Below are 12,635 nucleotides of genomic sequence, written 5' to 3' on the forward strand. Positions count from 1 at the left end.
ATCAGCTCCGTGGGGACGATGTATCCCTCACCAGGGGCCAGGTGTATGCGGATGCATCGGAAGGGGCGGCCTTCGGCGACGTAGCGTCGTACGTCGTCGGTGTGCGGGCAATGGTGTTCGTGGTCTTGGTGGATCGCTTGGCTGATGTCTTGCGTGTCGCGGTCGCCGAGTAGCAGGTAGCGGTTGCCGGGGCCGAGGTTGAGGCAGAGACGGCGGCGGGATTGGTGTCTGGTCCCGCAGGGAAGGCGGTCCCAGTTGTCGATGTGGAGGCCGATGCGCCGTTGGCTCGCTGGATTGACCGTGGTGGTCAGTGTCTCTGGCGGGCTCGTGACGTAGCCCAGGTACTGGACGTCACTGCGGCCTGGGAAGCAATCAGGACGCAGTGCCGAGGCGGGATGTCAGCAACTTCGTCTCGGGCGGATAGCTTGTCGGTTGGGAGCTGCACCAGCTCGACCAAGCTGCTGTCCGGTATCGATGCGGTCGGTTTCAGTCGCTCCGCCAGGCCGGGGTCGAGTGGGCGCCAGTCACCGACGGGGACGACTGCCCCCTCTTCGTACTGGGATTCTCGGGTGGCTATGCGTGTGCTGCCGACCTCGCAGCGTTCGTGGAGGTCGAGGTACTCCCGGAAGGCGATGTGCAGGTTCACGACGGTTCCTCCCCCTCCTGGCTTACCTGCGGCCACCCAGGTCTTCGCCGTAGGTGACATCCAGCTCGGCGGTGAGCGCCTCGGCGAGCTGTGCCTGCTGGGAACGGTCGATGATGACCTTGCGTAGTTCCGCGACGCCTCGGAGCGTGGCGAGGTCGTTGCCGCGCAGGTCGCAGCCCTGGTACTTGCCGCGTGCGAACTCGGTGAGCCGCAGGGTGCAGTCGTCGAAGACGGTACGGCTCAAGTCGCAGTTGGTGAAGGTGGCTTCGGACAGTACGCACTTGGAGAAGACGAGAGGACCAGTTGCCCGGAGGTCGTTGAAGGTGGCGTAGTCGAGCTTGCAGTTGTCGAGCAGGACGTTTTCCGCAGTGATGCTGCTCAGAGCGGCGCCCATGAGCTTGCAGTTGCGGAAGACCACTCGCGACAGTTTGCTGTCGGTCCACTGCATCGGGCCGAAGTCGCTGCTGTCGAATTCGACGGAGGCGACCCGTACGTCGTGGAGGCGGGTCCGTTGTGCTCGTAGGCCCGTCACCCGGCCGGAGAGGAGCTGGGCGTTGGACAGGTCCAGTTCGCGCAGGTCTGCGTCCGCGTAGTGGAAGTCCTGGACGGTGCCCCTGCCGCCTTCGAGTGAGGTGACGTTGGACAGGTAGACGCCTGGCTCGCCGAGGCCGGGGAGGATGACGTCGATCTGGCCGAAGCTGCGGGTTTCCATGGGTCTCCAATTCTTCGTGTAGGGATTGCGAGGGGCGCGCCCGATGGCGGACGCACCCCGGTGGGCACTTGGGCTTACCTCTTCTTGTTCCAGTTGTCCCAGGTGGGCTGGTTGTTCCACGGATTGGCAGGGGCCTTGTTCCAGTTGTCCCAGGTCGGCTGGTTGCCCCAGTCGGCACGGACCGGCTGGACCTGCGGCGCGTGAGCGGCTATGAGGTCGGCGATGACGGGTGCGTCGGTGGATGCGAGTTGTTCCAACGGCGTCATGCGGCGTATTCCTTCCTCGCGGTGTCGGACAAGGCCATGACCAGGGCTTGTTGGGAGACGCGGCAGTGGTTCGTCTCGGTCGTGGCCAGGCTGCCGTTTTCGAAGTAGCGATTGCCCGCCTGCGCTCCTCGGCAGAAGTCGAAGAACGCACAGGTGGCCTCGCACTCGTCGAGGCCGGTCAGGAACTCCCGCACGTACCGGAGCCGGTGCGCCCGGTCCAGAATGGCGGGGATGGACTCCTCCAGCACGTTTCCGGCCCGGAAGTCTTCGTACGTTGGGGCGGTGGTGTCGGCCAGCTCGGGTGAGAGCAGCACGACGTCCCCACTCACGGAGATGGTGGGGATGGGATCGATCCGGCGTTCTTGCCAACGGGCGCGCTGACCGCTGCGGACCAGGTGCAGATAGTCGCCCAGCCGGTCCAGCTCCCGGATCGTCGCGCCATCGGGATGGCAGCGGCTCCAGGCGATGGCGCGCCGCCAGAATTCGATGGCTTGCTCGCGGATGGGCGGCCGTCGCTTGGTCTTGACGTCCTCGGCTTCCTCCATGTTCAGGCCGATGGACTCGCAGCCCAGGTCGGAGAGGAAGTCGAGGAGCACCTGGGGCTGGTCGATGCTGTCCTGGTTGACGACCGCGATCGCTGAGAAGGGGATGCTCCGGCTGCGTAGCCGGTCGATGCCCTTCATGATCCGATCGAAGGCAGGTTGGCCTCGGCGGTTGATGCGCTGCGAGTTCAGTGCGGCCGGTCCGTCGATGCTCACTCCGATCCGGAAGTCATGCTCAAGCAGCAGTTCGCACCATTCGTCGGTGACGAGCGTGACGTTGGTCTGCATGTAGTGGCGCAGCAGCCCTGCCTCCAGCAGCGGCTGGAAGGGGGCGAGCAGGCTGGTGAAGCGGCGTACTCCGAGCGCCATGGGCTCGCCCGCGTGCCAGACGATGCCCAGGGGCTGGCTGCCGTCCTCCCTGACCACCTGTGCGGCCGAGCGCGCCGCCGCGCGGGCGACCTCGACTGGCATATGGCTGCGCTGGTCCCGGTCGCGGAGGTAGCAGTAGGTGCAGTCGAGATTGCAGAACTTGGTGGGCTGGACGACGAACGTCGAGGGCCGAGTTGCGATGCGTGCCGCGTATCGCGCAGGCCAATCGTGATCGTGCAACATCTCAGCGACTCCTTGTCGTCTCTGGGCGGGTTGCCGGGCCGCGGTGCCTTTCGCGCGTGCCCCGCCTCCGAAGCAGGCTCGGGGCTCATCGCGGAGGAGTCCGTGGAAGGTGGCGGGGCACTCGGAGCGGCCCGCGCCTGGAAGGGGCGACCATTCGCTTGTGGCGCCGGGCGATGGGTGTTGCGGGGCCGCCGGAGCACTACTCCGCGGGTAGGTGGGCGTCTGCTGCGGTGACGGGCAGATTCGATGTCTCGGCGTGCGCCGGCTGCTCCAGTGCGCTGACTCCGAGCAGGCCAACAGTGGCGATGTTGCCGAGTATCCACACCACGCCGAGAAATGTCCCGGCACGATCCGCCTTGGGAAGCAGCGGCTGGATCGACGCCGTGTTGCCTGTGCGGCAGGCTGGGTGTCGCGCTCGATTCATCGGAATCTCCTTCGGCTCAAGAGCGGCACCGCCCAGGGTGGGAGAGGACGGTGCCGCCGACCTTGGCTCGGCCACCCGGAGCCCGCGTGCAGGTGGGGGAACCCCTGCCGTCCCGTGGTCTGCGGGCTCCGAGTGGCTGATAGCAAGTCAACGAGCGGTACCGCCCCGAAGGAGACCCCAGAAGGTGACCTCAAGACGGAGTCACCCTGTGATGAGTGGGCGTAGCATCGAGTCACGCCGCCCCGGGAGGGGGAGCTGTTGATGGACCGCCAGTCGCAGGACCCGAGCCAGGTCACTGCCGGGCTGCTCAATGACGAGCGTTTCCTCGCCGCTTGCCGACAGCGGGACATGGGAGCCCTCTTCCGGCTGCTGAATCACCGGGGAGTCAGTACGCGTCGTATCGCCTCTGCCGTAGAGATCAGCCAAGGGCGCCTGTACGACTACATGAACGGCCGAACGCGAGTGGAAAAGCTCGTGCTGTTCGAGCAGATCGCCGACGCCTTCCACATCCCCGGCCACCTGCTAGGACTCGCCCGCCGTGCCTGGGAGCCACAGACCACCGAACGGCATGACAAGCCGGGTACGTATCCGCGCGTCGATGGTGATGATCTGGCGGCCATGGACGCGTTTCGCAGCGCCGATCGGCAAACCGGGGGAAGCCGGTTGTACGGCGCGGTGGTTCGCCATCTCGGGGAGAAGGTGGCGCCCCGTCTGGTCGACACGGCCAGTGGACTTCAGATCTTCGCGACCGCGGCGGTCCTGACGGAGATGGCGGGCTGGATGGCACACGACTCAGGCCGCGACGACCTGGGAGCCCAGCACTTCGCCCGCGCGCTCCCATTGGCGCGCACCTCTGGCGACTTACCCCTGGCCGCCAACATTGCGGCCAGCAGAAGCCACCTCGCCCTCCACACCGGTGATCCCGCGTCTGCCGCGCATTGGGCACACATGGGCCTGTCCCTCGCGGGCAAGGGTCCTCGCATCGCCACGCTCACGGCGCGGCTCCATGCGATGCAAGCCCGGGCCTTGGCGGCGGGCGGTCAGCAAGCAGCCGCACGTCGTGCGCTGGACGCGGCGCACAGCGCGCTCGAAACCCCCTCAGACGCCGATCACCCGTGGCTCAGCCCGTTCGACGCCGCCTCTCTGGCCAGCGAGTCGGCACTTGTCATGCGGGATCTCCAGCAGTACGAGGCCGCCCTGCATCATGCCGAGCGCGCCATCGCACTGCGGGAGGACGGTCGGGCACGCTCATTGGCCTTCAGCCGGATCACCCTTGTCGGCATCCACGCACAGCGTGGTGATCTCGAAGCCGCCATTCGCGTGGGCCGCGAACTCCTCAATGCGAGCCCAACCCTCGGTTCGGTTCGAGTCATTCACCAACTGGACGACCTACGCAGGCTGTTGGAGCCGTACTGTGCGCATGCGCCAGTACGGGACTACCTGGCGCGCTTCGACGACGCCATAAGGTCCAGAATGCTGCTGCTCGCCGACATCATCACGTCGTCCCGGGGAGGCACGCCGACATGAGGCCCACACCCGCTGATCCGGTCACTTGGAACGCGTATCTCGCCGAAGGCAACGCGACACAGGCACGCAAGCGCGTCTCCGCCGATGTCCTGCTGCGGGACCCATCCGGCCGTGTGCTACTGGTCAAGCCGACGTACAAGCCCGGCTGGGACCTACCGGGCGGGATGGCCGAAGCCAACGAACCCCCGCACGAAGCTGCAACACGCGAGCTTAAGGAGGAACTCGGCCTCGCTGTGACGCTCCATGACGTACTGATCGTCGACTGGGTCGCCCCTCACGGACCCTGGGACGACCAGATTGCCTTCATCTTCGACGGCGGCACCCTCAACGAGGAGCAGGCTGCTGACATTCGACCGCACGACGAAGAGTTGTCCGAGGTGGCGTTCCTCTCCCCGGACCGGGCCGGTGAACTTCTACGGTCACGGCTACACGACCGTTTCCAAGCCGCGATACAGGCGCTGACCGACGGGCGCCCGAGGTACCTCCACGACACACGGCCCATCTGGTAGGCGAGTCTGCGGTAGCCGGTCCTCCAATAGATGCTGCGCCCGACGGAATCGGCTCAGACCAAGGGGAGTTCAGGTGATCGACGTGCGACCCAGCCAACGCATGCGTGGCCTCGGCGTCGTCCAACACGGCGTCGACGTACTCGACACCCCCGCCCGCGCCTTCGGTCTGCCCACCGAGCGGGAAGAGGCCGAACACATCGTGGACGAACTGTTCGCCGCCATCGAACGGATCGGGCAGGTCCACCCCTTCGCCAAAGGCATGGGCATCGCGGCCCCGCAGATCGGCATCGCACGGGCTGCCGCCGTCGTCCAGCCGCCCGGCGACGCGCCCGCCATCGCCCTGCTCAACCCGCGCATCACCGAACGTTCCGACGAGATGGACGAGCAGTACTAGGGCTGCCTGTCGTTCTTGGTGCCCGGTCCGCTGGAGATCAGGGTCGAGACCACGATGCTGACCGGCGAAACCGCGACCACCGTGCACGAACGCGGCCTCGCCCGCCTCGTCCACCGCGAGATCGACCACCTCGACGGGCTGCTGGGGACGTATCCCGTTCACGGGGTGGATACCTCCCACCGCGATCACGACGACCTCGGCGGTCGGCCCTTCGACTGGTCCGCTCTCTCCGCCCATGAGCAGTTCATCTCGATCAAGGCGACTCAGGGCGAGCACCACGAAGACTCGTGGCTGGGGAGGGACCTGGCCGCTGCCTCCTCTGCCGGAATGATCCACACCGTCTTTCATTGGCTCGACGCGAGCGAGTCCGGCACCAGCCAGGCCGAGTTCTTCCTCAAGACCGTCCACCGCTATGGATTCACCGGCACCCATTCTGGAGAGCTGGCACCGGAACTGGATGTGGAGGAATGCGTACGGGGCGGGCAACATCTGACCGTGCAGCGAGTGAGCGACTTCATGGAACGGGCCCGTGCCGACACCGGAGAAACGCCGACCCTGTACATCCGGCGGTCTTTCGTCGAAGAGTGCCTGGGCGGCACCAGGGCCCTGGCCAAGTACCCGGTACGGCTCGCCCGCTACCGCTCCGGCTCCGCCGAACCAGACCCGCTCCTGGGCGGCACTGGCTGGGACTTCTGGCAGTACAGGGAGGACGGCGCCGTCGACGGTATCGGCAGGGGGGTATGCCTTGACGTCTTCCACGACGACCTCGCCGCGCTCAAGCGTCGTGCGCACCTGCCCGGCCGCTGAAAGGTTCGCCGTCTCCGCCGTATAAAGCCCGGCGTCTTCGCGAACCGGCTCGGCGATGGGTACCCCACCCCTGCCCTGCCTCCTTCGCCACGCGCCCCCTTTCGAGCTCTTGGAGCTGACAGCGAACTCGGCATCCTTGCCGAAGAGACCGAAAGCGGGCTGACGATGCTCATGGTTCCCATGCACCCACGCACCGGCCACCCTGGCATCTGACCCGTTTCCGCCTGAGGGACGGTGCACGAAGGACAGCCGACACGCAGTGCGATGCAGCTGAGACCGAACGAGCACTGTCAATGCCGCGCAGATAACAGGCTCGGCTCCGGTAGCCCACCCATTTCACCCGGTTTAGCGTGGAATACACACCGCTCTTCAGATAGGGGTGATGTCAGTGCCATAGGGAAGACTCTGAGTGTGGGGGAGGGAGACTCATGACTGACCAGCAAAATGGCTCTGACCAGCGCATACCTGCTCCGAATGGTTGCCGATGGTGTGGGCTTGAGGCGCGGGAGCATGCGCAGCGCTGGAAGCCTCCGGTGGGCTGGCACAAGTGGGAACCGCCGACATTGGAACAACGCAAGGAACGCATGCTCGCACGACGGCGGCGCCGCGGCGGCACCAGTGAGACTAGGTCAGCGCTGCGCGCTCTTACCCTGCGGCCAGCTTTCTGATCTCGCCGAAGATCTCCCGCAGCTGTGAGGGCACCTGATCAGGGCTGGTGAGCGTGCTCACCAGCCCGAACATCATGTCGGGTTTGCCGCTGGGCCCGTTCGGGCTGTCGTTGCGGAGCATGTTCAGCACTTCCTTGCTGAACTTCTTGCCGCGCCGAGCGGTGAAGTCGTCCGTGGTCCACAGCTCGCCGTCCTTCGGCCAGAGTTCGTTGGCGGTCGCGGCCCACAGGTCGTCCGGGAACAGTTCCTCCAACTCATTGAAGGCGTCTGGCTCGCCCACGAAACGGACAACGTCGCTGAAAGCACTGCCGAAGAACTGCTGGAGTCGGGCGTCCTTGAAGAGCCCCTTGGGTAAGGTGCGACTGTCGGCGTCCACCATGAGCATCACGGAGCGGCCATGCACGACCAGATAGTGAGCGAGGTGCAGGGCCCCCTCATTGTTGAAGCACGCCCACAAGGCGATGCCAGCTGACTGGAGAGACTGGCCCTCCGACAGCCGGAACAGCATGGGGATCACCCGCTGTTCGGTGTCGCCCTCGACAGCCAGAAAGCAACGCTCATGCAACAGAACGGAGTTGCGAAGGCCGACCGCCGCGGCCATGCGCCCCAGGTGCACGTCGATGTCGTCGTGGGTGTCGGCCCCCAGCCGCTCGATCACCGTCCGTCCGTGCTCCAGTCGCAGATGCACGACGTCGGCGATGTCGACACCGTCGATAAGGTTCATGGAGTGGGTGGCGACGATTACGTTCACATGGGGCAGCGCGCTCTGGTCACGGATGAGCTGCATGATCTTGCGCTGGTGCCCATAGTCGAGGTGCGTGTCCGGCTCGTCGTAGATCACGATCGTCTGTACCGGAGGCGGGACATCGTCGGTGGCCTCAGGGTCAGCTGATGAGTCGACGTCGGCGAACTCCTCGCGCGTGAGCAGCTGGCTGTTCCACTCCCAGATCGCCAGGGAGATACGGCGTGCGCTACCTAGGCCGGAACGATCCAGGCCCACGGTCTCGCCCTTCATACGGGCAATTCGCAGCGGCGCACCCCGGAAACCGTGAGTGAACGAGACCACAGGCTCGACATCAACGTCAGTGAGGTCGTCGCAACGGCTCTGAATGTGCTCGCACAGAGACCGGGCGTCGTCCTGAAGTCGCTCCTTGATCCCGGCCTCGATCGACTGCAACTGGCCCTCAAGCATGGGGTCCGCCATATGGGCCTGATAGCGGCCCATCAGCGCGGTTTTCACCGCAGCGTCGGGATCGGCCGACTTCCCGTCGAACGGCATCAGCCGGGGCATGCGGCGCTCCATCTCCTTGGGAGCAGGAACCCAGCCCGACGTTGAGGCGTGGACCATGCCATACCTGCATAGGGCTGGCTCGATGTCGCCGCGCTTTATGGACGACAGCTCAGGGAGCAACTGCTTGGCGAGGGCTCTCACCTCGTTGAGGGACAGTTTGGAAGGGTCACGCAGTCGTTCGTCGTCCGCGAGCGGCGCCCAGCACTCAAGGACGGGGTCCTCGTCGTTGACAGCACACCGCCGTACGCGCAACTCCTCGGTCGGGAAACCGAACGTTTCCAACTCCCAAGAGTCGAGGGTGAACTGCCCCTCCACCCATGTGGTCGAACACCGCAGGAGAGGCGCCGAGTCATCGACGTGCACGCCATCGGAAGAGCCGAGCTCGTACGTACGATCGTCCTCGGTCAACTGCTCATTGCCCACGAGGAACGCCAGCGCGGCAAGCACTGCGCTCTTACCGCCGTCGTTCTGGCCGGCGAGGATCGTCGGTGCGCTGACCGGTATGTCACGGACGTCCTTGAGGGATCGGAATCCGCACACGGTGAAGCTGTGCAGGTGCACCGTTCTCAGCCGCTCCGTTCCCTAGCGCCTCGGGGCAGGCGCAAGCCATAAGAGGCGCCTCGCCCCAGACTTTGACCTGGGCAACAGCCAACCCAGACGCATCATCATATGTCTTGCAGAGATGACCTGTTGGCGCCGTGAACGGATCTGATCGATTCAGACCGACACCGAGCGAAGTCTGCCTGCCTCGGGCTCAACGTCACGGCTGACGGCACCTTCATCGCCCACGAACCGCACCGCGCGCGCGTCCTGTTCCCAGGCATGCAGACGTCCTGAGCAGTGTCCACACGTGTGCGGGCAGGCCCGTCTACGATCAGCCGCCATGGACTGGCTGGAGCGGATCGCGAAGCTAAGGCAGTGGACCAGGAGCGGTACCCGCGCTCCACACAAGCCGTTGCTGCTCCTATACGCCCTCGGCCGATTCCAGGATGGTGCCGACGACGGCCTGGGATACACCGCGGTGGAACAGGACCTGCAGCGCCTGCTAACCGAGTACGGCCCACCCCACAAGACGACACCCGCTTATCCCTTCCACCACCTGGTCAGCGACGGCGTGTGGGAAGTGCACACCGATCGCGGACCGGGCAGCCCCGGCAGCGGAGTACGGGACCTCCGCGAGACGGGCGCCACCGGGCAGCTCGCGCCGGACTTGAGAGCCGCCCTGCGCCGTGAACCGGACCTGCTCGGCAGAATCGCGCGACTGTTGCTCGACCTGCACTTCCCACCCTCACTGCACAGCGAACTATGCGAAGCCGTCGGCCTGGAACTCGAGCCGGCGGACGCCGAGCAGTTGTCTGCAACGCGCAGGCAGCGGGATCCACGGATGCGGGAGCTGGTCCTGACCGCCTACGAGTACCGGTGCGCCTTCTGCGGATACGACGGCAGAATCGGCGCGGTACCGGTCGGGCTGGAGGCCGCCCACGTGCGCTGGAGGGCCTTCGGAGGACCCGACGAGATCGAGAACGGACTGTGCCTGTGCTCACTGCACCACAAGCTCTTCGACAAGGGCGTGCTCGGCGTGGGGGACGACCAACGCATCCTGGTCTCGCAACGCTTTGTCGGTCACAGCCCCGTCGCCCGCGAGCACGTCATAGCCCTCGCAGGCCGCCCGCTCGTCGGCCCACAGCCCGGCGCACGCCCTGTTGCCGCAGCTCACCGCGACTGGCACGCCCGACAGGTCTTCCACGGCGAACCGCGCCCTGTCACGGCTGCCTGACCCCGACAGTCACCCACGAGACACCCCCTTCACAGAACGTGCGTTCGGCCTGAAAGATGGGCACGGTCGCGTGCCAGTTCGGTACGTCGCTCGTTAGGCAGCGCAGTCGAAACGCAGAGTGGGCAAGCGCTGGTGGGCCTTGCCCAACTGCTACCGGAGGGGACCCATGGGCGATCGCAGCACCATCGAGTGGACTGAGGCGACCTGGAACCCCACCACCGGTTGTGATCGCATCTCTCCCGGGTGCGACAACTGCTACGCCCTGACGTTATCCAGACGCCTCAAGGCGATGGGGGTGGCGAAGTACCAAGCCGACGGTGATCCCAGGACATCTGGTCCCGGCTTCGGCCTCACCCTCCATCCGGACACGCTGGCCATCCCACGTCAGTGGAAGACCCCCCGCATGGTCTTCGTCGACTCAATGAGCGACTTGTTCCACGCGAAGGTGCCCTTGGACTTCGTAGAGCAGGTCTTCCAGGTAATCGCCGACACCCCACAGCACACCTATCAACTACTGACGAAGAGGGCCCGGAGGCTCCGGCGGCTGGGAGGCCAACTCGACTGGCCTCCCAACCTCTGGATGGGCGTCTCCGTCGAGAACGCGGATCACCTCGATCGCATTGACGACCTGCGGCAAGTGCCAGCCGCAGTGCGGTTCTTGTCTTGCGAACCACTGCTCGGCCCTCTGACAGGTTTGCGCCTGGACGGCATCGGCTGGGTGATCGCAGGTGGCGAATCCGGCCCCCAGCATCGCCCCGTGCAAGAGGGATGGCTGGTCGAGATCCGCGATGCCTGCAATAACGCCGACGTGCCGTTCTTCTTCAAGCAGTGGGGGGGCCGCACTCCCAAGTCCGGAGGCCGTGAACTCGCCGGCATCACGTGGGACCAGATGCCACCCCGGCTGCGCGTGGCAGCAGCGCAGTAACGGCCAATCTCCAACGGGAGCCGTACGCGCTCTGGTGGCATATGGCAACGGTGTGTGACCCTCTCTCCAGCGGGGTCGTATTGGAGCAGGGGGAGCGGTCATGGCCGTACCGAAGGATGCCGTGTGGGAACGCGATCCGCACACGGCCGCCAAACACGACTTACTCAAGCGGTACTTGGAAGCGTGGGCGCCGATTCTGCTGTCGCGGAACGACGTGATCACCTACGCGGAAGGGTTCGCGGGCGCCGGCGTCTACAAGCAGGGCGAGCCCGGATCTCCCGTCGTCGCCTACGAGGTCTTCGCCCGCGCTCTGCACCGTTTCCCGAAGCGCGTGCGTCTGATCCTCATGGAGGAAGACCATCGACGGGTAGAAGAATTGCAGCGCCGGATGGCCCTCGCTCAATCGAGGCACGCGGACGACATCACGGCACGTCTGTCGGTCGACATCGGACAAGGAGACTTCCACCCGGCCCTCCTGAGGAAGCTGCAGAGTACCGGCAGGCTGGGCAAGCCCCTCTTCGTCCTCTTGGACAGCTTCGGTGGGCCCGACGTCCCATACTCGCTCCTGCATGAACTCGGTCGCTACCGAAGCACGGAAGTCATGGTGACCTTCGAGCCCGCCCTCCTCACTCGGTTCGCCGAGAGACACGACGGCCACCGGCAACTCGGCGACGAAGCCTTCGGCGGCCAGGAGTGGCAAGACGTATTCCGGCAGCCTCCCTCGCACAAGTTCACGTTCCTGCGCGAGCAATACCGGGCCACGCTGCGCCAGGCCGGTTTCACGCACACGCTGTACTTCGAGATGGTCGACGAGGGCGGCAGGAAGCTCTACCTGATCTTCGGTACCCAGCACGAGCGGGGACTGGAGAAGATGAAGGACGCTATGTGGAAGGTAGACCCTTCCTACGGCGTCCGTTACCGCGATCCCAGGGACACCGAACAGCAGGTGCTGGATCTCGTATTCGAACCGGATACGGCTGCGCTACGACGGATCCTGCACGACTTCCTTGCCGAAGCGCCCAAGGGGCGAACCGTCGGGGAACTCCAGCGCTACACCCTCTTGGAGACCGTCTACCGGCCCGCCCAAGTGATCACGGCTGTCCGACAGCTACGTGAATCGGGTGCCGTGGCGACGGAATATCGTGCCATCAACACCAAGACCCGAGTGAGCGCGGCGGCGATCCCGCCCCCTGCCGGTGCGTCAGCCGAGCAGGGTGCCCTCTGGTGAGAAGCCCGAGGATGGTCCACAGGGCGTACGCATGTACCAACGCACCCAGCAGCGCTCGCGGGTGCCCATGTGTCGTCGTGGCGTCACGGACCACGTCGGTAGCCAGGTCACCAAAGGAACCCTCGTGGTGGACTATGACGTGCGGCGCGACGCGCATGGCCGCGCCGTTGGCCTCGGTACTGAAGCACTTCTCCTGGTCATCGGCCCTCTTGCCCCAGGCCGATTCATGCCTGAGGCACCGTAGATGTGTTCCGCGATGTCGACGGAGACTCTGTCGTTGATCTGCCACAGGGCCCCGCCTGACCAC

General features: G+C 65.5%; 13 protein-coding genes. 7 read left to right on the forward strand and 6 right to left on the reverse strand.

The window, feature by feature from the left end:
• Nucleotides 1-668 precede the first annotated feature (668 nt).
• From P3G67_RS24135 to P3G67_RS24150, 4 genes are all read right to left on the reverse strand, one after another.
• The gene (locus P3G67_RS24135) at nt 669-1,358 is read right to left on the reverse strand and encodes a pentapeptide repeat-containing protein (RefSeq protein WP_276095344.1); all 690 of its coding nucleotides are present in this window, start codon (nt 1,356-1,358) and stop codon (nt 669-671) included.
• Nucleotides 1,359-1,432: 74 nt separating this feature from the next.
• A complete protein-coding gene (gene amcA / locus P3G67_RS24140) occupies nt 1,433-1,624 on the reverse strand; it encodes a multiple cyclophane-containing RiPP AmcA (protein WP_276095345.1) in 192 nt (63 codons plus the stop codon).
• Nucleotides 1,621-2,778: a cyclophane-forming radical SAM peptide maturase AmcB gene (amcB, locus tag P3G67_RS24145; RefSeq protein ID WP_276095346.1), complete on the reverse strand. Its 1,158-nt coding sequence runs from the start codon at nt 2,776-2,778 to the stop codon at nt 1,621-1,623. The genes amcA and amcB overlap by 4 nt, the downstream gene beginning before the upstream one ends.
• Before the next feature lie 199 nt (nt 2,779-2,977).
• Nucleotides 2,978-3,202 (reverse strand): hypothetical protein, encoded by a 225-nt coding sequence (locus P3G67_RS24150; protein WP_276095347.1) that lies wholly within the window; start codon nt 3,200-3,202, stop codon nt 2,978-2,980.
• Nucleotides 3,203-3,463: 261 nt separating this feature from the next.
• Between P3G67_RS24150 and P3G67_RS24155 the strand changes: the two genes are divergently transcribed.
• The 4 genes from P3G67_RS24155 (at nt 3,464) to P3G67_RS24170 (ending at nt 6,439) form a co-directional block, all read left to right on the forward strand.
• Complete coding sequence (locus P3G67_RS24155; RefSeq protein WP_276095348.1) at nt 3,464-4,729, forward strand: XRE family transcriptional regulator; 1,266 nt, start codon at nt 3,464-3,466, stop codon at nt 4,727-4,729.
• Nucleotides 4,726-5,238, forward strand: coding sequence for an NUDIX domain-containing protein (locus tag P3G67_RS24160; protein WP_276095349.1), 513 nt, complete (start codon nt 4,726-4,728; stop codon nt 5,236-5,238). Before P3G67_RS24155 ends, P3G67_RS24160 begins: the two co-directional genes overlap by 4 nt.
• Before the next feature lie 73 nt (nt 5,239-5,311).
• Nucleotides 5,312-5,632, forward strand: coding sequence for a peptide deformylase (locus tag P3G67_RS24165; protein ID WP_276095350.1), 321 nt, complete (start codon nt 5,312-5,314; stop codon nt 5,630-5,632).
• An 18-nt stretch (nt 5,633-5,650) separates the two neighbouring features.
• Nucleotides 5,651-6,439 carry a glycoside hydrolase family 25 protein gene (locus P3G67_RS24170; protein WP_276095379.1) on the forward strand — a complete coding sequence of 263 codons (789 nt, stop codon included), beginning with the start codon at nt 5,651-5,653 and terminating at the stop codon, nt 6,437-6,439.
• A gap of 645 nt (nt 6,440-7,084) precedes the next feature.
• Here P3G67_RS24170 and P3G67_RS24175 read toward each other — a convergent pair.
• Nucleotides 7,085-8,959: an ATP-dependent nuclease gene (locus P3G67_RS24175; RefSeq protein WP_276095351.1), complete on the reverse strand. Its 1,875-nt coding sequence runs from the start codon at nt 8,957-8,959 to the stop codon at nt 7,085-7,087.
• Nucleotides 8,960-9,281: 322 nt separating this feature from the next.
• Here P3G67_RS24175 and P3G67_RS24180 point away from each other — a divergent pair, with 322 nt between their 5' ends.
• The 3 genes from P3G67_RS24180 (at nt 9,282) to P3G67_RS24190 (ending at nt 12,328) form a co-directional block, all read left to right on the forward strand.
• Nucleotides 9,282-10,175 (forward strand): phosphorothioated DNA-binding restriction endonuclease, encoded by an 894-nt coding sequence (locus P3G67_RS24180; protein ID WP_276095352.1) that lies wholly within the window; start codon nt 9,282-9,284, stop codon nt 10,173-10,175.
• A gap of 166 nt (nt 10,176-10,341) precedes the next feature.
• Nucleotides 10,342-11,100 (forward strand): DUF5131 family protein, encoded by a 759-nt coding sequence (locus P3G67_RS24185; RefSeq protein WP_276095353.1) that lies wholly within the window; start codon nt 10,342-10,344, stop codon nt 11,098-11,100.
• A gap of 100 nt (nt 11,101-11,200) precedes the next feature.
• Nucleotides 11,201-12,328 (forward strand): three-Cys-motif partner protein TcmP, encoded by a 1,128-nt coding sequence (locus tag P3G67_RS24190; RefSeq protein ID WP_276095354.1) that lies wholly within the window; start codon nt 11,201-11,203, stop codon nt 12,326-12,328.
• Here P3G67_RS24190 and P3G67_RS36110 read toward each other — a convergent pair.
• The gene (locus tag P3G67_RS36110) at nt 12,249-12,635 is read right to left on the reverse strand and encodes an ADP-ribosylglycohydrolase family protein (RefSeq protein ID WP_391858329.1); all 387 of its coding nucleotides are present in this window, start codon (nt 12,633-12,635) and stop codon (nt 12,249-12,251) included. The two genes, P3G67_RS24190 and P3G67_RS36110, sit on opposite strands and share 80 nt — an antisense overlap.

This window comes from Streptomyces silvisoli, assembly GCF_029269905.1.
Classification (GTDB): domain Bacteria; phylum Actinomycetota; class Actinomycetes; order Streptomycetales; family Streptomycetaceae; genus Streptantibioticus_A; species Streptantibioticus_A silvisoli_A.